Origin of the sequence: Nonomuraea sp. NPDC049646 (assembly GCF_044465525.1) — a bacterium.
GTDB lineage: Bacteria > Actinomycetota > Actinomycetes > Streptosporangiales > Streptosporangiaceae > Nonomuraea.
On the sequence record NZ_JBITLU010000011.1, the window covers coordinates 131,550 to 152,163 of the forward strand.

The 20,614-nt window shown below is 74.0% G+C and carries 21 protein-coding genes; 9 read left to right on the plus strand and 12 right to left on the minus strand.

The window, feature by feature from the left end:
* Positions 1 to 39: 39 nt before the first annotated feature.
* On the minus strand, positions 40 to 1,383 hold the full coding sequence (gene gdhA / locus ACIBQ8_RS31035) for an NADP-specific glutamate dehydrogenase (protein ID WP_397171772.1): 1,344 nt from the start codon (positions 1,381 to 1,383) through the stop codon (positions 40 to 42).
* 168 nt (positions 1,384 to 1,551) lie between these two features.
* Between gdhA and ACIBQ8_RS31040 the strand changes: the two genes are divergently transcribed.
* Entirely contained in the window at positions 1,552 to 1,791 is a 240-nt protein-coding gene (locus ACIBQ8_RS31040) for a DUF2945 domain-containing protein (RefSeq protein ID WP_397193630.1), read from the plus strand.
* Positions 1,788 to 2,117, plus strand: a complete 330-nt coding sequence (locus tag ACIBQ8_RS31045) for a DUF3140 domain-containing protein (protein WP_397193631.1) — start codon at positions 1,788 to 1,790, stop codon at positions 2,115 to 2,117. The genes ACIBQ8_RS31040 and ACIBQ8_RS31045 overlap by 4 nt, the downstream gene beginning before the upstream one ends.
* A 30-nt stretch (positions 2,118 to 2,147) precedes the next feature.
* On the opposite strand, the gene ACIBQ8_RS31050 is transcribed toward ACIBQ8_RS31045, so the two are convergent.
* The 3 genes from ACIBQ8_RS31050 to ACIBQ8_RS31060 form a co-directional block, all read right to left on the minus strand.
* Positions 2,148 to 3,317: an MFS transporter gene (locus ACIBQ8_RS31050; RefSeq protein ID WP_397171766.1), complete on the minus strand. Its 1,170-nt coding sequence runs from the start codon at positions 3,315 to 3,317 to the stop codon at positions 2,148 to 2,150.
* Between the two features lie 279 nt (positions 3,318 to 3,596).
* Positions 3,597 to 4,289, minus strand: a complete 693-nt coding sequence (locus ACIBQ8_RS31055) for a GNAT family N-acetyltransferase (RefSeq protein ID WP_397193632.1) — start codon at positions 4,287 to 4,289, stop codon at positions 3,597 to 3,599.
* 178 nt (positions 4,290 to 4,467) lie between these two features.
* Positions 4,468 to 5,601: a hypothetical protein gene (locus tag ACIBQ8_RS31060; protein WP_397171762.1), complete on the minus strand. Its 1,134-nt coding sequence runs from the start codon at positions 5,599 to 5,601 to the stop codon at positions 4,468 to 4,470.
* Positions 5,602 to 5,724: 123 nt separating this feature from the next.
* Here ACIBQ8_RS31060 and ACIBQ8_RS31065 point away from each other — a divergent pair, with 123 nt between their 5' ends.
* On the plus strand, positions 5,725 to 6,696 hold the full coding sequence (locus ACIBQ8_RS31065; RefSeq protein WP_397171760.1) for a threonine/serine dehydratase: 972 nt from the start codon (positions 5,725 to 5,727) through the stop codon (positions 6,694 to 6,696).
* 260 nt (positions 6,697 to 6,956) lie between these two features.
* Here ACIBQ8_RS31065 and ACIBQ8_RS31070 read toward each other — a convergent pair whose 3' ends face one another.
* The gene (locus ACIBQ8_RS31070) at positions 6,957 to 7,088 is read right to left on the minus strand and encodes a hypothetical protein (RefSeq protein WP_397193633.1); all 132 of its coding nucleotides are present in this window, start codon (positions 7,086 to 7,088) and stop codon (positions 6,957 to 6,959) included.
* A gap of 44 nt (positions 7,089 to 7,132) precedes the next feature.
* Between ACIBQ8_RS31070 and ACIBQ8_RS31075 the strand changes: the two genes are divergently transcribed.
* Positions 7,133 to 8,491, plus strand: a complete 1,359-nt coding sequence (locus ACIBQ8_RS31075; RefSeq protein WP_397193634.1) for an SDR family NAD(P)-dependent oxidoreductase — start codon at positions 7,133 to 7,135, stop codon at positions 8,489 to 8,491.
* Positions 8,492 to 8,495: 4 nt separating this feature from the next.
* Here the strand turns inward: ACIBQ8_RS31075 and ACIBQ8_RS31080 are convergent, their stop codons facing one another.
* Positions 8,496 to 10,055 (minus strand): hypothetical protein, encoded by a 1,560-nt coding sequence (locus ACIBQ8_RS31080; RefSeq protein ID WP_397193635.1) that lies wholly within the window; start codon positions 10,053 to 10,055, stop codon positions 8,496 to 8,498.
* A gap of 151 nt (positions 10,056 to 10,206) precedes the next feature.
* Positions 10,207 to 11,106: a LysR family transcriptional regulator gene (locus ACIBQ8_RS31085; RefSeq protein WP_397171759.1), complete on the minus strand. Its 900-nt coding sequence runs from the start codon at positions 11,104 to 11,106 to the stop codon at positions 10,207 to 10,209.
* A gap of 105 nt (positions 11,107 to 11,211) precedes the next feature.
* On the opposite strand from ACIBQ8_RS31085, the gene ACIBQ8_RS31090 reads away from it, so the two are divergent.
* From ACIBQ8_RS31090 to ACIBQ8_RS31100, 3 genes are read left to right on the plus strand one after another with little or no spacing between them, the layout of a single operon-like run.
* Entirely contained in the window at positions 11,212 to 11,640 is a 429-nt protein-coding gene (locus ACIBQ8_RS31090; protein WP_397193636.1) for a hypothetical protein, read from the plus strand.
* Positions 11,633 to 13,243: a multicopper oxidase family protein gene (locus ACIBQ8_RS31095; protein ID WP_397171756.1), complete on the plus strand. Its 1,611-nt coding sequence runs from the start codon at positions 11,633 to 11,635 to the stop codon at positions 13,241 to 13,243. The genes ACIBQ8_RS31090 and ACIBQ8_RS31095 overlap by 8 nt, the downstream gene beginning before the upstream one ends.
* 43 nt (positions 13,244 to 13,286) lie before the next feature.
* Positions 13,287 to 14,534 (plus strand): NAD(P)/FAD-dependent oxidoreductase, encoded by a 1,248-nt coding sequence (locus ACIBQ8_RS31100; RefSeq protein ID WP_397193637.1) that lies wholly within the window; start codon positions 13,287 to 13,289, stop codon positions 14,532 to 14,534.
* A 22-nt stretch (positions 14,535 to 14,556) separates the two neighbouring features.
* On the opposite strand, the gene ACIBQ8_RS31105 is transcribed toward ACIBQ8_RS31100, so the two are convergent.
* Complete coding sequence (locus tag ACIBQ8_RS31105; RefSeq protein ID WP_397193638.1) at positions 14,557 to 16,845, minus strand: polysaccharide lyase 8 family protein; 2,289 nt, start codon at positions 16,843 to 16,845, stop codon at positions 14,557 to 14,559.
* A 201-nt stretch (positions 16,846 to 17,046) separates the two neighbouring features.
* Between ACIBQ8_RS31105 and ACIBQ8_RS31110 the strand changes: the two genes are divergently transcribed.
* Positions 17,047 to 17,277 (plus strand): DUF6289 family protein, encoded by a 231-nt coding sequence (locus ACIBQ8_RS31110; RefSeq protein WP_397171751.1) that lies wholly within the window; start codon positions 17,047 to 17,049, stop codon positions 17,275 to 17,277.
* A 28-nt stretch (positions 17,278 to 17,305) separates the two neighbouring features.
* On the opposite strand, the gene ACIBQ8_RS31115 is transcribed toward ACIBQ8_RS31110, so the two are convergent.
* A complete protein-coding gene (locus ACIBQ8_RS31115) occupies positions 17,306 to 18,310 on the minus strand; it encodes an NAD(P)-dependent alcohol dehydrogenase (protein WP_397193639.1) in 1,005 nt (334 codons plus the stop codon).
* A gap of 8 nt (positions 18,311 to 18,318) precedes the next feature.
* A complete protein-coding gene (locus ACIBQ8_RS31120; protein WP_397171748.1) occupies positions 18,319 to 18,702 on the minus strand; it encodes a nuclear transport factor 2 family protein in 384 nt (127 codons plus the stop codon).
* A 91-nt stretch (positions 18,703 to 18,793) separates the two neighbouring features.
* Here ACIBQ8_RS31120 and ACIBQ8_RS31125 point away from each other — a divergent pair, with 91 nt between their 5' ends.
* Complete coding sequence (locus ACIBQ8_RS31125; protein ID WP_397171746.1) at positions 18,794 to 19,357, plus strand: TetR/AcrR family transcriptional regulator; 564 nt, start codon at positions 18,794 to 18,796, stop codon at positions 19,355 to 19,357.
* 19 nt (positions 19,358 to 19,376) lie between these two features.
* Here the strand turns inward: ACIBQ8_RS31125 and ACIBQ8_RS31130 are convergent, their stop codons facing one another.
* The gene (locus ACIBQ8_RS31130) at positions 19,377 to 20,267 is read right to left on the minus strand and encodes a MaoC family dehydratase N-terminal domain-containing protein (protein ID WP_397171744.1); all 891 of its coding nucleotides are present in this window, start codon (positions 20,265 to 20,267) and stop codon (positions 19,377 to 19,379) included.
* 75 nt (positions 20,268 to 20,342) lie between these two features.
* Complete coding sequence (locus ACIBQ8_RS31135; RefSeq protein WP_397171743.1) at positions 20,343 to 20,549, minus strand: hypothetical protein; 207 nt, start codon at positions 20,547 to 20,549, stop codon at positions 20,343 to 20,345.
* Positions 20,550 to 20,614 lie beyond the last annotated feature (65 nt).

Consider the following 20,614-nt stretch of genomic DNA (forward strand, 5'->3'; position numbering starts at 1 on the left):
CCCGCAGTCCGGGCGAGGGCGGGCCGGGGGCCGGCGCGGTCAGATGAGGCCCAGCGCGAGCATGGCGTCGGCCACCCGGCGGAAGCCGTCGATGTTGGCGCCGGCCACGTAGTTGCCCGGCATGCCGTACTCGTCGGCGGTCTGCAGGCAGCGGCCGTGGATGTCCTGCATGATCTCCTGGAGGCGGCGCTCGGAGAACTCGAACGTCCAGGAGTCGCGGCTGGCGTTCTGCTGCATCTCCAGCGCGCTGGTGGCCACCCCGCCCGCGTTGGCCGCCTTGCCCGGCCCGAACGCGACGCCCGCCTCCAGGAACACCTTGATGCCCTCCGGCGTGGTCGGCATGTTGGCCCCCTCACCGACCGCGATGCAGCCGTTGTCCACCAGGAAGGCGGCGTCCCGGCCGGTGATCTCGTTCTGCGTGGCGGACGGCATCGCCACCTCGCAGGGCACCTCCCACACGCTGCGGTCCGGGACGAAGACGGACTGCTCGCCCCGGCGCTCGGCGTAGGTCTCCAGGCGGCCCCGCTCGACCTGCTTGACCTGCTTGAGCAGGTCGAGGTCGATGCCCTTCTCGTCGACCACGTAGCCGGAGGAGTCGGAGCAGGCCACCACGACGCCGCCGAGCTGCTCGATCTTCTCGATCGTGTAGACGGCCACGTTGCCGGAGCCCGACACGACGACCCGCTTGCCGTCGAACGACGTGCCGCGGGCCTTGAGCATCTCGTCCACGAAGAACGTGCAGCCGTAGCCGGTGGCCTCGGTGCGCACCTGGGCGCCGCCGTAGACCAGGCCCTTGCCGGTGATCACGCCGGATTCGTAGCGGTTGGTGATGCGCTTGTACTGGCCGAACAGGTAGCCGATCTCGCGCCCGCCGACGCCGATGTCACCGGCAGGGACGTCGGTGTACTCGCCGATGTGCCGGTAGAGCTCGGTCATGAAGCTCTGGCAGAAGCTCATCACCTCGCGGTCGGAGCGGCCCTTGGGGTCGAAGTCCGAGCCGCCCTTGCCGCCGCCGATGGGCAGGCCGGTCAGGCCGTTCTTGAAGATCTGCTCGAACCCGAGGAACTTCACGATGCCCAGGTAGACCGACGGATGGAAGCGCAGGCCGCCCTTGTACGGCCCGAGCGCGCTGTTGAACTCCACCCGGAAGCCGCGGTTGATCTGCACCTCGCCCCGGTCGTCCAGCCACGGCACGCGGAAGATGATCTGCCGCTCGGGCTCGCAGATCCGCTCGATGATCTTCGATTCGGCGTACTCGGGATGCTTGCCGAGAACCGGGCCGATGCTTTCGAGCACCTCGCGCACCGCCTGGTGGAACTCGACCTCGCCGGGGTTCCGGCGCAGGACGTTGTCGTAGGTCGACGACAGTTTCTCGTGCAACAAGGGCTCCCTACATCACTGGTGCGATCCTGCTCACTTTACGATTCGGCCACGCGTGAGCAGCAGCCGCCCCGCCCCGAGGGCACCGTCGCCGCCCCCGGGACGGCGACGGTAAAGGAAGGTTTGCCCGCCCGGCCGAGTGCGGGAGGGGGCTGGGGTAGCGCGCATCCTATGACCGGCAAGCGCAAGGACGATCCGTCCGTGGGTGACGAGGTCTCCTGGAAGAGCCACGGGTCCACGGCCCGCGGCAAGGTGGAGAAGAAGATCACCAAGAGGACGAAGGAGGCCGGCCGCACGGTGGCGGCCTCGCCCGACGACCCGCAGTACGTCGTGCGCAGCGACAAGAGCGGGCGCGAGGCCGTGCACAAGCCGTCCGCCCTGCGCAAGGGCAAGGGCAAGGGCGCCAGGTGAGCGGCGAGCGGGACGTGGCGGCCGAGTTCGGCCAGGCCGTCAACATGACCGCGCACGAGCTGGAACGCTGGCTGGACACCGAGGAGTCGAAGGAGGTCGGCCAGAAGCAGGACGGCGGCGGCGAGTCGACCGGCCACGCCTCCGGCCGCGAGATCGTCCGGCTCCTCCGCAAGGGCAGCTCCTCCTGGACCGGCCACGACTACGAGCACATGACCAAGGTGATCGGCTACATCCACCGGCACCTGGCGCAGCGCCCGTCCGGTGACGTCCGGGAGAGCCGGTGGCGCCACTCGCTGATGAACTGGGGGCACGACCCGCTCAAGTGAGGCGGCCGCGCGGCACCCGGCGCCCGCGGCTCAGTCGTCGTGGGCGATGAGCATGAGCTGCCGCCACAGCAGCACCACGAACACCGCCGAACCGGCGAAGGCGAACCAGAAGGGCGCCGCGACGCCGAACCGGGTGGCCAGCACGCCGCCGATCAGCGAGCCGACCACCAGGCCGCCGAAGACGCAGACGGTGTTGACGCTGCCCACCCGCCCCTGCAGCTCCTGCGGGACCGCGCGCTGGCGGACGGTGCCCGAGGTGGTGCCCCAGATGAAGGCGTGCGCGCCGAAGACCAGGAAGATGGCTCCGGCCACCCACGGCGAACGGGTCAGGGCCAGGCCCAGGTGGGTGAACGTCTCGATGATGAGCCCGATGCGCATCAGGGCGCCGAGGCTGACCCTGCGGGTGATCGTCCCGTACAGGCCGGTGCCGATCAGGCCGCCGATCCCGCCGATGGTGGTCATCAGGCCGAACCCCATCGAGCCGAGGCCGAGCTGCTCCTGGGTGTAGAGGACGAGCACCGACCAGGCCGCGCCGAAGGTGAAGTTGAAGATCAGGATGGTGAGCGCCAGCGTGCGGACCGCCGGGTGCCGCACCGTCCAGCTGAACCCGGCGACGAGCTCGCGCACGGTGTTCGGGCGCGGCGCGCCGTCCGGCCGGGCCCGCGCCGGCAGCGCGATGCGGGAGACCAGGACCATCCCCGCCAGCACCAGGAGCAGCTGGCTCGCGAACGGCCAGGTCAGGCCCAGCCCGAACAGCGCCGCGCCGATCGGCGGCCCGGCGAGCTGGTTGAGCGTGATGAACCCGGTGCCGAGGCGGGCGTTGGCGACGAGCAGGTCGTCCCTGGAGACCATCATCGGCGTCAGCGTGGACGTAGCGTTGTCGGCGAACACCTCGGCGATGGACCGGAGCGTGAGCGCCGCCAGCGCCGTCGCCACGGTCACGGTGCCGGTCGCCATGAGCACGACGAGCGCCGCCAGCACCACGGCCCGCACGGCGTTCGCGGCCAGCACGATCCTGCGGCGGTCGTGCCGGTCGGACAGGACGCCGGCGTACAGGCTGAACGCCAGCGGCGGCGCCCAGCTCACCAGGGCGGACAGCGAGATCATCAGCGGGTCGCGGGTCAGCGTCGCGATCAGCAGCGGGCCGGCGGCGGCCGCGATCCCGTCACCGAGATTCGTCAGCCAGCTCGACGCCAGCAACCATCGGAACCCTGTCCCCAACCGGGCCGGCAGGACCCGTTCCACGACTGTGACCACGAGCGCAAAACCATACGTTCGGCCGAGCGTCCGGGGCAACGCGTTTTCCACCAGGCACGGAGCGCCTGCCCTCGGCCTGATCTGGGCCGCCCGGGCCTGATCTGGGTCGTGTCTTTCCGGCCCCTTCTGCGCCTTTCCGGGCTTTTCCGAACATTTCCCGGATCGTTCTGGGCCGCCCTGGGCGGTCCGGGGCCGTCACGGGGTTCGGAAGCTCCGGAGGCGTCAGGGGGTGCGGAAGCCGCGGAAGGTCACGTTTCTGCGGGTTCGGAAGCCGAGCCGCTCGTAGAGGGCTATCGCGCCGGTGTTCGCCTCGGCCACGTGCAGGAAGGGACGCTCGCCGCGGGCCACGATCCGCGAGACGAGCGCGCCGACCAGGCGGCCCGCGTGCCCCCGGCCGCGCGCCTCGGGCGCGGTGCACACGGCGCTGATCTCGGTCCAGCCCGGTGGCCGCAGCCGCTCGCCCGCCATCGCGACCAGCTTCCCGCCGTCGAAGACGCCGAGGTAGTCGCCCATCTCGCGGGTACGCGCCCAGAACGGCCCCGGTCGCGTCCTGGCCACGAGGTCGAGCATGTGCGGGACGTCGTCCGCGCCCAGCTCGGTGACGTCGCCGGGCCCTGCGGGGACGTGGTCGCCGCCGTCCCACACCAGCTGGCGGCCGTCGAGGGCGAACACCGGCTCCCAGTCGGGCGGCGGGGCCGCCGGGGAGCTGAACAGGTCGGCGAGCTCGCCCGGCCCGAGCAGCCGGGCCAGGTCGGCCCACGCCCGCTCGTCCGGCTCGGCCGGGACCGAGGAGAAGGTCGCCACCTCCGCCCGGTACGTGGCCGCCGCACCGAGCCGCCGGGCGAGGTGCGCGTGACGGCCGCGCAGTGACGCGCCTACCGGGTCGTCGAGCGGGGTGGCGTCGCAGTCCGCCATCGTGGTGTGCGCCTCTCGGGTGGTACGGGGGGCCGGCTGGAGGGACGGGGGGCCATCCGGCGCCGGCCATCCTAATGACCTCCCCAAAGTGCCCCTGCCCCGGCCCAGCCCCTGCCGCCCAGGCCCAGCCCCTGCCCCGGCCCGACCCCGGCCCGGCTCCTGCCCCCGGGCCGCTACGTTAGCGAACGTCCCAGTCCTCCCTTCGCGGCGGGTAGGCGAAGGTCTGATGGTGGGCCCAGTCGCCGCGCACGACGCGGTAGTCGTGCGCCGCCTCGCTCGCGGGATGCTCGGGGCCCACGTCGACCCGGTCGGCGACCGACCAGACGCCGTTGATCCGGTGCTCCACGGTGTAGAGGAACTCGTTGAACCCCGAGTCGGACACGCAGGTGTTGACGACGGTGAGCGCGCGCCGGCCCGCCGTCAGACGCGGCGGGAGGTCGACGATCTGGTTCCGCCACTTGTGGACGGCGTCCTCCAGCAGCGGCCGCCACCTCGCCGCGGGCACGCCGTCGACGGTGATGGTCGCGTCCTGCAGGGCGACGCCGGCGTCGAGCCGGCGGATCAGCCGTACGCCGGTGTTGGCCGGGCTGACGCTCACGGTGAACCGGCTCGACCCGCCGCGGGGGAACGCCCGGCCGTCGTCGGTGACGATCTGGCCGGAATCCACGGTCTGGCCGGACTCCACGGTTCGACCGGGGTCCACGGTCTGGCCGGAGGCGACCTCGGGCCGCGGCTCGGGCCGTCCCGTCAGCCGCAGCGCGACGACGACGGCCAGGGCCAGCGCGGCGGCCACCGGCACGGCGATCCCGGCGAGCAGGACGGCCCGCCGCGCCCCACCGCCGCCCACGACCGACGCCGCCTCACCAGGCAGGCCCGGCCCCGCCGGGACCGCCGCCGCCTCACCCGGAAGGGCCGGTCCCGCCGGGCCGGGCGCGGACGGCGGCGGGTCGTCGGACGCCTGCGAACTGCGATCATCCCAGGCCCCGGCGGGCAGCCGGCTGATCCGCACCCGGTCCCAGGCCCGCTCCCACGCGGGAAGCCGGTGGTCGGGCACGCGGCACCCCCGCAGGAACGCCACCATGACCGCCTTCTTGGGAAAGCGCCGACCGGCCAGCATGTCCGCGCACGTGCTGCGCGGCAACCGGACGCCGCCCGCCCTGTCGGCCCGCGCCTGCAACTCCCGCAGCGACACGTCGGCGCGGGCGAACTGCTCGGCCAGCAGCCTCACCAGATCCTCGTGACAGGTCACCGACTCCGGCCCGGTGGCCTCCGCGGCGCCCGGCGGCAGCCCGCCGCCCTGGACCTCGCTCATCGCTCCCCACCTGCCCTCTCTTGACCGGGCCGTAAGGCCACGCAGACCAGCGACAGAAAGTGTACGGACGGTCGCGCCGCGTGTCCGGGTTCTCTTACCCGGCCGTTGCTACGCTCCTGTGCCGTGCGGCAGACGCGGCTCGACACGGCCCGGATCCGGGCGGCACGCCCGTTGATCGACCCCATGTTCCTCGACACGCCGCTGTTCCCCTGCCCGGCGCTGGAGCCCCACCTCGGGTGCGCGGTGAGCGTCAAGCTGGAGACGGCGAACCCGGTCCGCAGCTTCAAGGCCCGCGGCACGGAGCTGGTCGCGAGCCTGCTCGCCGACGGCGGCGCGCGGGCCGTGGTGTGCGCCAGCGCGGGCAACCTCGGCCAGGCCCTGGCCTGGTCCGGCCGCCGGCGGGGGCTTGACGTCACCGTCGTGGCCCCCCGCTCGGCGCCCGCCGCCAAGCTCGACCGCATCCGCGCCCTGGACGCCGTGCTGGAGCTGGTCGACGGCGACTTCGACCTGGCCCGCGAGCGGGCGGCGGCCCTGGCCGGGCGCGACGGCATCCGGCTGGTCGAGGACAGCCTCGACGTCGAGACCTGCGAAGGCGCGGCGACCATCGGCCTGGAACTGGCCGGGGCCGCGCCGCCGTACGACGCGGTGCTGATCGCCCTCGGCGGCGGGGCGCTGGCCACGGGCGTGGGGCACGTGCTGAAGGAGCTCGCGCCCGGCGTCGAGGTGATCTGCGTCCAGCCGCTGGGCGCGCCCGCGATGACCCGCTCGTGGCGGCGGCGGCGCGTCGTCACCACCGGCCCGACCCGCACCATCGCCGACGGCGTCGCGGGCCGGCGTCCGATCCCGGCCGTCCTGGACGACCTCCTGGTGGTCGCCGACGACGCCGTCCTGGTGCGGGAGGAGTCGATCGTGGCCGGCATGCGGCTGCTCCTCGACCACGCCGGCCTGGTCGTGGAGCCGTCGGCCGCGCTGGGCGTCGCGGCGATCCTCGAAGACCGCGACCGCTTCGCCGGCCGGCACGTGGTCACCATCGTCTGCGGCGCCAACGTCGACCTGGACGCCTACCGCCGCTGGATCGCCCCACCCCCTCCGTAGACCACGACCGCTTCCCCGCGCGGCGGCCGCCTCGGGGGCAGGGCCGGCCGTGAAGACGTCGATTCAGAAGCGCCGGGCTCGCCGTCCACCCCATCAGGTAGGCGGCCCTGAGCTGGGCAGGGGCAGGGGCGCCAGGCGGGCGGCGGTGCGCCGGTGGGCGCGCGGCTGCGACAGCTCGGCGTCGGCAAGGACACGGTGCACCACGTCGCCCGCGTCCGTGCCCTCGGGGCCTCTGGGGCCTCGTCCGTCGAGGTCGTCGGTCAGCTCGCGCAGCCCGTCACCCGCCGGTCGGCGAGCCTGGCCTCCAGGTCGGTGAGCGGGACGGGCGCGCCCAGATCGATCACCGCGTCGATGAAGTCGGCCAGCGCTGACGTCAGCCGTGTTCCTCCCATGGATCTCAGTAGAGCCAGACAGACCCGGCAATATCATCTGATTTGTGCGCGACGACGACCTGCAGGCGTGCCTAAGAGTGCTCTCCGAGCTGGCCGAGGCGCCCGAGGGTGATCCCGACCTCGTCCGCGTCCGGGAAGCGGCCCGAGCCTTCCTCAGCAGGACGCGGGACAACGAGCGGGCAGGGAAGCGGCGCAGGCTCGTCGAGCGGGACGCGGCCGCGCTCGCCGGCGTCCCCGCTCCGGCCGTCGCGATCGGCGTCCCCGGCCCGACCTCCGGGGCTGTCGCCCGGCCCGCCGAGCCGTCCTCTCGCATCGGCGGCCTGATCAGGTGTTACGTCTGCAAGGCCCATTTCCGTACGGCCGACGAGCGGTACGAACGGCTCTGCCCGGTGTGCGGCGAGGAGAACGCGCGGCGGCGCACGGCCAGGACGGACCTCACCGGCAGGCGTGCCGTCGTCACCGGCGGCCGGGTGAAGGCCGGGTTCGAGCTGGTGTTGAAGCTGCTGCGGGACGGGGCCGCGGTGACCGCGCTGACCCGGTTCCCGCAGGACGCGCGCCGCCGCTTCGCCGCCGTGCCCGGTCACGAGGAGTGGGCCGACCGGCTCACGGTCACCGGCATGGACCTGCGGGACGTCCCGGCGGTGGTGCGGTGGTGCGACGAGCAGGTGGCCGCGGGAGAGCCGCTGGACATCCTGGTGAACCTGGCCGCCCAGACCGTGCGTCCGCCCGCCGCCTCCTACGAGGCGCTGCTCGCGGGGGAGGAGACGGCCGAGCTGACCGCCGGGCGGACGCCTCCGCCGGGGGCGGCCCCCACGCCGGACACCGCCGTGGGGGCCGCCTTGGACGCCACAGCGAGCGCCACAGCGAGCGCCACAGCGAACGCCGCAGTGGACGTCGCGGGACTGCTCCCCGACCCCGCGCCGGACAACTCCTGGACCCGGCTGGTCCACGAGGTCGACCCGGTGGAGCTGCTGGAGGTCCAGCTCATCAACGTGACCGCGCCCTTCCTGCTGATCGGCAGGCTGCGCCCGCTGCTCGTGGGCTCGCCGCGCCCGCGCAGGTACGTGGTGAACGTCTCGGCCGCCGAGGGCCAGTTCGGCCGGGTGTACAAGGGGCCCGAGCACCCGCACACCAACATGGCCAAGGCCGCGCTGAACATGCTGACGCTCACCAGCGCCGCCGAGCTGGCCGCCGCGGGGGTCTACGTCACCAGCGTGGACCCGGGCTGGTTCTCCGACCAGCAGCCGGACCCGGACCGGCGCCGCCGGGCCGCCGCCGGTTTCCGCCCGCCGCTGGACGCGGTGGACGCCGCCGCCCGCGTGTACGACCCGATCGTGCGCGGCGAGGCCGGCGACCCGCCGTACGGGTGCCTGCTGAAGGACTACCGCGTCGCACCCTGGTGAGGGATCAGCCGGCGACCGCGCCCGCCGTGGCGAGCAGCTCGGGCAGGGTGCCGACGAAGCCCTCCCTGAGCAGGCGCAGCGCCACAATCCACGCCTCGGGACGGCCGCCGAGGTGCCGGTGGACCAGCTCGGCCAGCCGGAGCAGCACGCGCGGATCCGGCAGCACGCCGGGCGGGGGCGCGAGCACCGCTTCGGGGCTCACCATGGACAGCACCTCGTCGGCGGTCAGCTCGCCGAGCCGCCGCAGCTCGGCGGCGGCCAACCGGCCGTAGAGGGTCTCGGCGTCCCAGTGGGCCCGTACGCCGGGGGTCCGCAGGCGGCGGCGCGGGCCGGAACCGGTCTCGTCCACGACGAACGGGCGCAGCGGCACGTCGCCGTCCCGGCCGAGCAGCGTGCGGACCGCCGCCGTGCCGCGCAGGCCGGGCAGCCACAGCGACTCCGCGTACCGGTCGAGCGCCTTGGGCGGCAGGCCGGCGACGATCTCCTCGGCGGTGAGCGTGCCCGCGACGTGGCCGTTCCCGGCGACCTTCGCCATCGCGCCCGCGCCGATCGCCGGAAAACGGTCACGGACCAGGGCGAGCAGCGCGGGCGACGGGCTGGGGACGAGCGGCGCCAGCTCGGGATGGTCGGCGACGGCCAGGAGCAGCAGCTCCTCGGGGACGTCCGCGCGCTGCGCCATGAGCCTGGCCGCCCGGTAGGGCAGCGGGCCTTCGCGTCGCCGCCGCTCCGGCTCGTCGTCGAGCACGGCGGCCCAGTCCACCCGGGGGGTCGACGGGTGCCGCCGGTGGACGACCGGGCGGGCCCGCGCGGCGCCGTACGGCGCGCGGGCGGCGGCGTCGGCCAGCTCGGCGGCCGAACGCAGCCGTTCGGGACGCCGCAGGCGCTCGCTCACCTCGCGCAGCCGCGCCGCGCCCTCCTGGCTGGTCAGCGCGGCCCGCGCGTACGCGCTCACGCTCGGCTCCGCCTCCCCGGCGCCCCAGCGGGCATCGGGCAGCAGGTCCTGCTTCACCAGCTCGGCGAGCTCGGCGGTACGCCCGGCGTCCAGCAGCGTGCGGCAGGCCTGGATCGCGCCGTGCGGGTCCGCGCCCCTGCCCAGGCTCCGCAGAGCACGGGCCGCGATGCCGGGGTCGGCGGCGTGCAGCAGGAACGACTGGTGTCTCTGGGTGACCGCCGCCTCCAGCACGTCCTCGGGAAACGGCAGCAGGGTGCGGCCGTCGTGGCGGGAGGTCTGGTGCGCGAGCTGTCTGAGGAGGTTGCGGGGCATCCCGGGGGAGAGGAACAGCCGGCCGTTGACCTGGGGGTCGTCCAGGTCGAGCAGCCGGCCGAGCAGGCACGCCACGGGGTCGAGGAGCACGTCCGCGGGCGGGAGCCGCTTCGGGCCCGGACGGCGCAGCAGCGCCTCGGCGACGACCCGGTTGAGCATGCCGTAACTGACGAGGGCGCCCTGGGCGACCGGATCGCCAAGGAGGGAGTCCACCTCGTACGGGGCCGCGAAGCGCAGCAGACCGGCGGCGGCGCCGTGGATGTCGAGGGCCCTGACGTAGGTGACGGTCGTGGCATTCACGATCCGACACGCTAGGGGCTGCGATCTTCCGGCGCCAACGGGCGTACGCGGTGGCAGGCCATCGGCGGCCGGTGCCGTTCCGGGGCCCGGCGATCGCCCAGGTCCACCACCGGGAGCCTGATCCTGGCCCGCCTCCCGCAGACCGCGACGCTCAGCGTTTCTCCTGGGGTTCGCCGGCCAGCCAGTCCCAGCTGGTGATGGTGGTGCGCATCAGGCGGGCGGCGGTGGACAGGTGGCTGTCGGCGCCCCAGAACAGGGTGAGTGTGCGGCGGCAGCCGGGGTCGTCGACGTCCACCCAGGCCAGCGGGGCGCGGGTGGTGGAGCGGCGGGCCAGGGACGGGACGAGCCCGATGCCGAGCCCCGTGCTGATCAGGTCGGCGATGGCGCTGGACTCGTCGCCCTCGCAGACGATCCGCGGCGTGCGGCCCCTGGCGGCGAAGAGCCGGTCGAGCAGCCGGCGTTGCCAGTGTCCCTTGCGGGCGGTGACGAAGGGCTGGTCGGCGAGTTCGTCGATGGTCACCGACGTGCGACCGGCCAGCGGGTGGTCGAGCGCGGTGGCCAGCCCGACGGGCTCGTCCAGCAGCTCGGCCGACTCCAGCCCGTCGGCGTGGATCGGCTGGGAGGCGACGCACAGGTCGAACTCCTGGGCGCGCAGGCGGCGGCTCATGTCGTCGGCGGGGGCCCAGTGGAGCTCGATCTCGGCGGAGGGATGGGCGCGCTTGTAGGCCGCGAGCGGCCCGGTGAGGGTCAGGAAGGTCTCCGAGGCCAGGCGTACGGTGCCGAACCCCTCGCCGGCGGCCTCGGCGACGGCTCGCGTCCCGGCGTCGAGCTCGCCGAGCGCCCGTTCGACGAAGCCGCGGAACAGCGTGCCGGCGTCGTTCAGCCGGAGCCGCCCGCCGCGGTCGAACAGCGGCGTGCCGAGTTCGCCCTCCAGGCGGGCGATCGTCCGGCTCAGGGACGGCTGCGCGACGCGCAGCTCCTCCGCGGCGGCGCTGAGGTGTTCGAGCCGGGCCACCACCAGGAACTGGCGGAGTGCGTTCAGATCCATCATGCCTCCCAACGCATAACACCATAGCAATATAGATCTTGGACAAGATAACGCGGGAGCCATAGCGTCGGAGGCGTTTCACCAGGACGGACATGAGGAGGACCCTCGATGCTCAGCGTGGTCGACGGACCGCGAGCCGATGCCACGCGCCGCACGGCACCCGTGGGCTGGACGTTGCGGGCGACGGTCAGCGCCCACATGGCGGCGATCGCCGGGCAGCCGGTGTTCGCCGGCGTCTACCTGACCGGCGACTACGACAGCCTGCGCTGGCACTCCCTCGGCGCCGACGTGGTCACCTCCATCGGATACCTGCAGCTGATCGTGACGATCGTGGTATGGGCGCGCCTGCGCCGCAACGGGCCGTTCCTGGCCACGGCGGCGGTGGTGGCGGCCGAGACGGCGCAGTACTTCGCCGGGCTCGACGGCGCGTTGTGGCTGCACATCCCGCTGGGGGTGGCGACCGTCGCCGCGCTCACGGTGCAGTTCATCGACGTGTGGCGGCGGCCCTTCCCGCGCCGGGCGGCCCGCGATGCCTGAGCTCGACCGGCCTGCGCACGGCGTGACCAGGCGGCAGGCGCTCGGCATCGGCGGCGCGCTCGGGCTGATGGCGGCCACCGGGCTCGGCGCCTCGGCCGCGATGGCCCGGCGGCCCTCGATCACCGGCGCCGAGCTGCGCAGCGACCTGCCGCTGCCGCCGCCGTTCCAGGTGCCGCTGCCGATCCCCGCCGTGCTGGCGCCGTCCGGCACCGCGGGCGGCGGCGACCGCTACGAGATCGTCCAGCGCGAGACGACCCTGGAGATCCTGCCCGGCGTGCGCACCCGGGCCTGGACGTACGGGGGCACCTTCCCCGGCCCGACCATCGAGGCCCGCCGGGGCCGGCCCATCACCGTGACGCACCGCAACGACCTGCCCGTGCCGACCGTCGTCCACCTGCACGGCGGGCGCACCCCGGCCGCCTCCGACGGCTACCCGACCGACCTCGTGCTGCCCGAGGGCTGGACCGAGCCCACCATGCACATGGGGCACGGCTCCGGCATGGGCGGCATGCGCGACCCCCGGGCCGTGCTGAGCAGGCGGACCAGGGACTACACCTTCCCGCTGGACCAGCGGCCGACGTTGCTCTGGTACCACGACCACCGGATGGACTTCACCGCCCCCGCGATCTGGCGCGGCCTGGCCGGGCTGCAGATCGTCCGCGACGACGCCGAGCAGGCGCTCGGCCTGCCCGCGGGGCCGCGCGAGCTGCCGCTCATGATCGCCGACCGGGCGTTCACCGCCGAGGGCGAGCTCGCCTACCCGGCCCTCGACCCCACCCTGCGGGAGCGGCCGGGCGTGCTCGAACCGTACATCGCCGGGGTGCTCGGCGACGTGATCCTGGTCAACGGCGCCCCCTGGCCGGTCCACGAGGTGGACGCGGCCCGCCACCGGCTGCGCCTGCTGAACGCCTCCAACGCCCGCCACTACGAGCTCGAAGCCGTGCTCGACGACGGGCGGCGGCTCGACCTCGTGCAGATCGGCGCCGACCAGGGGCTGCTGGCGTCCCCCGTCACCCACCGGGTCCTGCCGATCGCGCCGGCCGAGCGCTACGACGTGGTCGTGGACTTCGCCCGCGTCCCGGTCGGCGGGCGCGTCCGGATCGTGAACCGGCTCGGCTCGGGCCGCACCCGGGACGTGATGGCCTTCCGGGTCGCGCGCGCCGCGGCCGACGACAGCCGGGTCCCGCGCGTGTTGTCCACCGACCTGCCGGAGTGGCGGCGGGCGGACGCCGTACGGGTGCGCGAGCTGTCCTTCCGCGCCGGCCGCATGCACGACGGCCGCGGCTGGCTGATCGGCGGGCTGCCGTTCGACCCCGCCCGGTCCGACGTCACGGTGGGCCTCGGCGACGTCGAGGTGTGGCGGATGGTCGCCGACGTCCACCACCCCGTCCACCTGCACCTGGTCGGCTTCCGGGTGCTCTCCCGCAGCGGCCGGCCGCCGTTGCCCCACGACGCGGGGCTGAAGGACACCGTCTCCCTGCGTCCGGGCGAGTCGGTGGAGATCATCACCCGGTTCGACGGCTACCGCGGCCGCTACCTCTTCCACTGCCACAACGCCGAGCACGAGGACATGGCCATGATGGCCAACCTCCAGGTCGTCTGACCCTTCTCGCGCCGGCCCGATCCCGTTCACAAGGAGCGTCCCCATGCCCGCCGATCCCGGCATCGTCATCATCGGCGCCAGCCTCGCAGGCGCCCAGGCCGCGCGGGCCCTGCGGCTCGACCACGGCTACGACGGGCCGCTCACGCTCGTCGGCGCCGAGCACCACCTGCCCTACCAGCGTCCCGCGCTGTCGAAGGGCTATCTGCTGGGCGCCACCGAGGCCGCCGAGCTAGACGTCCTGGACCCGCGGTTCTACGCCGCCCAGGACGTCGCCCTCGCCCTCGGCGCCCCCGCCACCCTGCTCGACCTCGACGGCCGGCGGGTGAAGCTGGGGCGCAATGTGGAGCTGCCGTTCGGGCAGGTGCTGATCGCCACCGGCGCCCGCCCGCGCCGCCTGCGGGTGCCGGGCGCCGACCTCGACGGCGTCCACTACCTGCGCGACCGCGAGGACAGCGAACGCCTCGGCGCGGCCCTGCGCGCGGCCTCCGCCGTCGTCGTGGTCGGCGCCGGCTGGCTCGGCTGCGAGGTCGCCGCCGCCGCCCGCGCGCTCGGCGTGCCCACGACCGTCGTGGACCCGCTCCCCACGCCGCTCTACCACGTGCTCGGCGACCGGATCGGCGGCGCGGTCGCCCGCCGGCACCTCGACCACGGCGTGGAGCTGCTCACCGGCGACGGCGTCGAGGCCGTGCTCGGGACGGGCTCGGCCGAGGCGGTGCGCACGGTCGCCGGGCGGCGCGTCCCGGCCGACCTCGTCGTGGTCGCCGTGGGCGCCGTCCCCGAGACCGGGCTGGCCGAGGCGGCGGGGCTGCGCGTCGACGGCGGCATCGTCACCGACGGGCACTTGCGCACCTCGCACCCGGCCGCGCTGGCCGCCGGCGACGTCGCCCGCCACCGGCACCCGCGCTACCTGAAACCGGTCCGGATCGAGCATTGGGACAACGCCGTCGTCCACGGGACCGCCGCCGCGGCCACGCTGGTGGGCGAGCCGGTCACCATCGACCACGTCCCGTACTTCTTCTCCACGCAGTACGGGTCCACCCTCGAATACGTCGGCCTGCCCACCGCCTCCGACCGCGTCGTCACCAGGGGCGAGCCGGGGGAGCCCGGGTTCACCGCCTTCTGGCTCGACCGCGGCGTCCCGGTGGCCGCGCTGACCATGGACGGCCAGGACGCCGCCGGCCACCTCCGGGCCCTGGTCGCCGCCGGGCACACCGCCGATCCGCGCCGGCTGGCCGACCCCGGCGTCCCGGCGGCGGAGCTCCTGCCGCACGCCCCCACCGGCGCCTCATGACCACCGGCTCATGACCGGCGGCTCAGACGCGCAGGACCGCCGTGCGGGTGTGCCCGCGGCTGCCGCCGACCTCGATCTTGACCGCCCGCTTGGACCGGCGCACCCCCCGGTCGCCCTCCTTGACCGACCTGACCGGCCACGGCAGCTTGATCCGCACCTCGTCGGCGGTCCTGGACGGATCGGAGACGGCCAGCCGGACCCGGTGGCGGTCGTGGCGGAACAGCACGGCGCACGGCCCGTCGGCGGCCAGCGGCCCGTGCGGGGTCTCGACGGTCCCCGCGCGCCAGAACACGGCGGCGATCAGGTCGTCCCGGCTGACGGCCTGGACCGTGCGGGAGTTGGCCAGGATCTCGACCCGCCCGCGGTAGGCCGCGGTCTGCCCGGGGGTGGCGCCGGGCAGCACGGCGTAGGCGTAGCGGGCCCGGCGCGGATCGACGCCGTGGTCGACCAGGATCGTGGTGTAGTGCCTGGCGACGGGGGTCCGGTCGCCGCCGGTGGTGGCGCCGGTGTCGATGTCGCGCCAGCGGCCGGTGCGCCGCTCGCGGATCACCTTCGCCTCGGCGCCGTCGAGCAGCGCATACCCGGCCACGCCGGACAGGTGGATCCAGCCGTCGCCGCGGGTCAGCGGGGGATGGGCGCCGTGGGTGTTGCGGTTCTCCACGACGGTCTCGACGCGGCGGCCGTCGGAGGCGGTGATGCCGGCCCCCAGGGCGATCACGCCGTCGTCCAGCAGGAACCACGCCTTCCTGGCCCGCAGCGAGGAGCCGTCGGCGATCAGCCTCATCGCCGCCACGCCGTACTCGCCGTCGAGCGCCGCGCCGCCCGCCCACGGGGTGGGCGGCAGGCGGCGCGCGCCGTGCGGGAGGTCGGCGCGCCCGCGGGTGTCGACCGTGGTGCCCGGCAGCCGGTACGGGTCGATCGTCGGCCACAGGTCGTCGTTCCAGTGGGTCAGGTCGGCGGTGTAGAGGTACGTCATGCCGTCGCCGGTGTACCAGCCGTGCAGGTTCTCCTGGTTCATGCCCTCGGCCGCGCCGATGCGCTCCGAGCTCATCGCGATGGCGTACGCCCAGGTGGGACGCCGGTGCACGACCCGGTCCATGTCGGCGAAGACGTACGTGCCGGTCGTGCGGGGGCCGACCGGCACGGACGCGTCAGAAAGCAGCGCCTGCGCCCGCGCGACGCTCGCCAGCGGGGCGACCGCGGCGTACGGGACGGCCTGGTTGCGGGTGAGCCAGCCCTTCACCATCGGACGCCAGCGCCGGGCGTGGCGCTCGGGCGCCGTCTCCAGCAGCGTCAGGATGGCCTCGACCGCCTTCTGCCCGGAGTGGTGGTCGCGGTGGCCCTGCACCGAGATCTGCCGGCCGCGCACGCAGTCCATCATCAGCCCGTCGAAGATGAACGGCGTGAACGAGCGGTCGACGATGTGGTAGATGTTCCCGATGTCGCGGATCTCCCACGGTGACCTGGCGAGCATGGCGATCAGCTTGGCCACGCTCTCCAGGTAGTCCACGCCGTAGCTGCCGTTGTAGGGGAACACGCCGTGCTGGATGAAGGAGCCGTCGCGGTAGAAGCCGTCGCCCGGCCCGCCGGTGCGGCGCAGCAGGTCGGAGACGGCCTTCCTGGCCCGCTTGAGCAGCCGGGCGTCGTGGGTGAGCAGCCCGCGCATCGCCACCGCCATGGCCTTGCTCGCCCGGTTGGCGCCCGTCTCGACGACGCCGGGGTGGCTGACGCGGCGTTCGGGGTCGGGGCACCAGTGGCGCAGCGGACGCAGCCAGCGGCGCAGGTCGTCCTTGGGCAGGCCGTCGTAGAGCAGGGCGCAGGTGTCGGTCAGCGCGCGCGGGACGCCGATCTCCCACCAGTACCAGTTGCTGCCGCGGCGGTCGAGGCCCTCGCGGTAGGCGTGCTCGTACAGGAAGTCCAGGGCCGTGGCCGCGGCCTCGGCGACCCGCTGGTCGCGGTGCATGTCGGTGCCCGGCGTGGCCCAGCCGAGCGCCAGCGTGCGCATGCGGTTGTAGGAGCGGTTGAAGTTGCCCGTACGGGGGTCGTCGAGCGGCAGGTCGGGCCACAGGCTGGGCCTGCCGGGGGCGGGCGCCATCTTGCGCAGCACCGCGTTGGCCGAGCCCTCGACGGCCTGCGTCTTGTCCAGGTACGCCGGGTCGTACGTGTCGCCGGCCAGCAGGCTCACCCATCGCTCCCGGGCCGCGTCGAACGCGGCGGCGCCGGCTGCCTCGGCCGGCTTCTCCCACAGAGCGATTCCGGCCACGGCCGCGGCCCCCAGCAGGGCGGACCGGCGGCTGAGGGGGTGGGTCATGGAAGCCCTTCGACAATCGGCCATCTACCAGATGAAAAGATCCTATGTCGGTGACAGGGGCGATCATTTCGCCTTCGCGATGGGGTACCAGGCATTGTCGGCATTGAAGTGCGATGAACCGTGATGAACCGTATTGAACTGTTCGCTCCGGCGATCGATCATCAGGGGCAGTAGCGCTTCCTCGCGTCAGAGAGGATCTCCATGATTCGTCGCGCATCGCTCGCCGTCCTGCTCGCCCTCGGCACGCTCACCGTCGCCGGCTCGCCCGCCCAGGCCCGCGCCTGCCAGATCGACTACCACTGCGAGACGTACTACTACAGCGACTCCACCCGGACCACGCTGGTCGGCGTCAAGTACGAGAACTGCGTGGGCGACGTGACGTGGGTGGGCACCCGCGGCTCGTACCCGGAGTTCCACGAGACCCCCTGCTAGGACGAAGCCGCGCGCGGCTCCAGCAGGCTCACACCGTGATCACGACCTTGCCGAACGGGCTGCCCGACGCGTAGTGGCGGTAGGCGTCGGGCGCCTGGTCGAAGGGGAAGACGCGGTCGATGACCGGACGCAGCCGGTGGGTCTCGATGAGCCGGTTCATGTCCAGGAACTGCGCGCGGCTGCCGACGGCGATCCCCCGCAGCGTGGCTCCCGCGCTGAAGACCGCCCGCGCGTCGAGGGGCGGCGGGTCGCCGAGGACGAACCCGACGCTGGCGACCTGGCCCCCGATCGCGGTGGCCGCCAGTGACAGCCCGAGGTCGCCGGCGACGTCGATGACGTGGTCCGCGCCCTCGCCCCCGGTCAGCTCGCGCACCCGGGCCGCCCAGTCGGGGGTGGCCCGGTAGTCGACGACCTCGTCGGCGCCCAGCGCGTACAGGCGTTCGGCCTTGGCCGGGCTGCTGGTCGTGGCGATCACCCGGGCGCCCAGCGCCTTGGCGAACTGCAGCGCGAACAGCGACACCCCGCCGGTGCCCTGGGTGACGACGGTCCGGCCGGTCAGCGAGCCGGTGCCGTCGCCGGTCAGGGCGTTCCAGGCGGTGACCGCGGCGCAGGGCAGCGTGGCGGCCTCCTCGTAGGACAGGTGGGCCGGGATCGGCACGAGCGCGTGCTCGTCGAGCAGCGCGTACTCGGTGAGCATGCCGTCCAGCGAGCCGCCGAGCTGCGGCAGGTGCCGCAGGGCGAACGGGCCGTCCTGCCAGCTCGGGAACAGGGTGGCGGTGACCCGGTCGCCGACGCGGGCCGACTCGACGCCGGGGCCGGTCGCGACGACCTCGCCGGCGCCGTCGGAGACCGGCACGACGTCCGGTCTCACCGGGAGCACGTACTCGCCGCGCAGGATCATCAGCTCGCGGAAGCTGAGGGAGGTGGCCCGTACCGCGACCACCACCTGCCCGGGGCCGGGAGCGGGGACGGGGTGTTCCTTGACCGACAGGCCCTCGATGCCGGCTCCGCTGTCGACGTGGTAGCTGCGCATGACGTTCATCAGGCGGTGGCCAGGGGAACTTCGCCGGCGGTCTTGCTGAAGCCGAGCGCCTCGACGATCTGCCCGTCGCGGACGCGCATGAGGTTCACGCCGCTGACCCAGTCGGAGGGGCCGGGGCCGTAGCGGTAGTGCCAGTGGATGGTGGCGCGGTCACCGGCGACGACGACCTCCTGCGGCTCGAACGCGCTGGTCTGGTCGTCCACGAGCGCGCCCCACCAGTCCAGGCACGCCCGGCGGCCGGTGACGCGTTCGCCGGTGGGGGCCGGCTGCACGGACTCCATCACGCAGTCCTCGGCGACCAGGTCGTCGAGCAGGCCGCGGTCGCGCTCGACGAAGGCCCGGTTGAAGCGCTCCATGACGTCGGCGGTGGTGGGGAAGGACACGGCTACTCCAGAAGGAAGCTGGTAGATCGATCGGTCTATCTGTGTATATCGACCGGTTGATCTACTCGTCAACCCGTGGCAACCTGGCTTCATGACTGTTCGCACGGGACCGGGCCCCCGGGAGCGCCTGCTGACGGCCGCCGACCAGCTGATCTACAGCCAGGGCGTCAACGTCGGCGTAGACGCCCTGCTCAAGGCCGCCAACGTGGCCCGGCGCTCGCTGTACGAGCACTTCGGCGGCAAGGACGGCCTGATCGTCGAGGTCCTCAGGTCGGCCGCCGACGCCGACGCCGCCGACTACCGCCGCACCATGGACGCCGCCGGCCACGACCCGCGCGAGCGCCTGCTGGCCGTCTTCGACCGGATCGGCGAGATCGTCGCCAGGCCCGGCTTCCACGGCTGCCGCTACCTGGCCGCCGACCTCGGCCTGACCGACCCCGCCCATCCCGCGCACGAGGTCACCCGCGACTACCGCCGCCAGGTGCACGAGCTGCTGGCGCGCGAGCTGACCGCGCTCGGCCACCCGCGCCCCGGCCGCGCCGCCGACCAGCTCCTCATCCTCATCGACGGCACCCTCGCCGTCGGCGCGACCCGCCCCGGCACCGACCCGGGCGCCGCCGCCCGCGAGCTCGCCGAGCACGTCATCGCCGTCTGACGGGCGGCGCCTGCCCGGTCTAACCGGCCGTCACGGCCAGGGTGGTGTGCGGGCCGGTGGCCGCGCCCGCCGGGCCGGCCAGGTCGAGCGCGAAGCCGTCGGCCGTCCTGCGGCCGAGCAGCCGTGCCGGCTGCCCGCAGAACAGCGGCCGGTCGTTGCGGTGGGCGATGCGCGTCACCCGCTCGGGACGCCTCTCCAGCCGCAGCGTCTCGGCCAGGGCGAGCGTCATCAGCGGCCCGTGCACCACCAGGCCGGGATAGCCCTCCACGCGGGTGGCGTACGGCCAGTCGTAGTGGATGCGGTGGGCGTTGGCGGTGGCCGCCGAGAACCGCATGAGCAGGGTCGGATCGGTGTCGAAGTGCCACTCCCAGGCGCCCGCCCTGCGGAACGGGGAACCGGCGGCCCGCGCCGCCACGGCCTCCTCGGCCGCCGCCGCCGGGCCGGTGGTGGCCACGGCCTCCCGGTAGATCAGGTCCTGCCGCTCCTCCAGCCCGGGACTGCCGTCCTGGCCGGTCAGCCGGGTGCGCACGACCACCACGACCAGCCGTCCCGACCGCCCGGACTTCTCGGTGACCGACTCCACCGTGCTCTGCCTGCGTACGGTCTCGCCCACCCGCAGCGGCCCGTGGAAGACGACCTCGCCCCCGGCGAACATCCGCCGCGGCAGGCCGACGGGCGGCAGGAACGAGCCGCGTACCGGATGCCCGTCGCCTCCCAGCACGGACGAGACGGGCCAGCGCGCCAGCGCCGCCCAATGCCACAGCGGCGGCAGCTCCGCGCCCGGCCCCGGGACCGGCACGCCGTCGTCGAACAGGGCCGCGAGCGCGGCGACCGGCGACGGATCGACCAGTTCGTCACTGACGACAGTGGACGGCTCCCACCCCTGCACGCTGCTCCCGCCCTCCGCCATGACCGCCGCGCACCACGGTACGCCCCGGACGGGCCCGCAGGGCAGTGCGCGGTCGCCCCGGGGGGAGGGCGAGCGTCAGCGGGCGGTGATGATGCCGCCGGGCAGCAGGGCGCCGAGGGTGGACGTGTCGTTCACCGCGTTGAGCACGTCCAGCACCGGCTGGAGCAGCGCGCCGACGGGCCCGCCGGCGGCCAGCGAGTCGGCCGCGGCCGGGGCGGTGAGCGCGACGGCCAGCAGCGCGCCACCGGCCACGGCGCAGGTGATACGGCCCATGAGCTTCATGGACACCTCCATGGGAGTTATCGAAAGTGATCGTCCAGCACTCTACGTGACAGGAGGAGGTCGGG

Coding starts and splice junctions, on each gene's coding strand:
- ACIBQ8_RS31060 (WP_397171762.1), bottom strand. CDS start 5,601: ATGAGCGAGGTCCAGGGCGGCGGGCTGCCGCCGGGCGCCGCGGAGGCC.
- ACIBQ8_RS31070 (WP_397193633.1), bottom strand. CDS start 7,088: ATGGGAGGAACACGGCTGACGTCAGCGCTGGCCGACTTCATCGACGCG.
- ACIBQ8_RS31055 (WP_397193632.1), bottom strand. CDS start 4,289: ATGGCGGACTGCGACGCCACCCCGCTCGACGACCCGGTAGGCGCGTCA.
- ACIBQ8_RS31085 (WP_397171759.1), bottom strand. CDS start 11,106: ATGATGGATCTGAACGCACTCCGCCAGTTCCTGGTGGTGGCCCGGCTC.
- ACIBQ8_RS31105 (WP_397193638.1), bottom strand. CDS start 16,845: ATGACCCACCCCCTCAGCCGCCGGTCCGCCCTGCTGGGGGCCGCGGCC.
- ACIBQ8_RS31110 (WP_397171751.1), top strand. CDS start 17,047: ATGATTCGTCGCGCATCGCTCGCCGTCCTGCTCGCCCTCGGCACGCTC.
- ACIBQ8_RS31095 (WP_397171756.1), top strand. CDS start 11,633: ATGCCTGAGCTCGACCGGCCTGCGCACGGCGTGACCAGGCGGCAGGCG.
- ACIBQ8_RS31130 (WP_397171744.1), bottom strand. CDS start 20,267: ATGGCGGAGGGCGGGAGCAGCGTGCAGGGGTGGGAGCCGTCCACTGTC.
- ACIBQ8_RS31040 (WP_397193630.1), top strand. CDS start 1,552: ATGACCGGCAAGCGCAAGGACGATCCGTCCGTGGGTGACGAGGTCTCC.
- ACIBQ8_RS31090 (WP_397193636.1), top strand. CDS start 11,212: ATGCTCAGCGTGGTCGACGGACCGCGAGCCGATGCCACGCGCCGCACG.
- ACIBQ8_RS31125 (WP_397171746.1), top strand. CDS start 18,794: ATGACTGTTCGCACGGGACCGGGCCCCCGGGAGCGCCTGCTGACGGCC.
- ACIBQ8_RS31100 (WP_397193637.1), top strand. CDS start 13,287: ATGCCCGCCGATCCCGGCATCGTCATCATCGGCGCCAGCCTCGCAGGC.
- ACIBQ8_RS31115 (WP_397193639.1), bottom strand. CDS start 18,310: ATGCGCAGCTACCACGTCGACAGCGGAGCCGGCATCGAGGGCCTGTCG.
- ACIBQ8_RS31135 (WP_397171743.1), bottom strand. CDS start 20,549: ATGAAGCTCATGGGCCGTATCACCTGCGCCGTGGCCGGTGGCGCGCTG.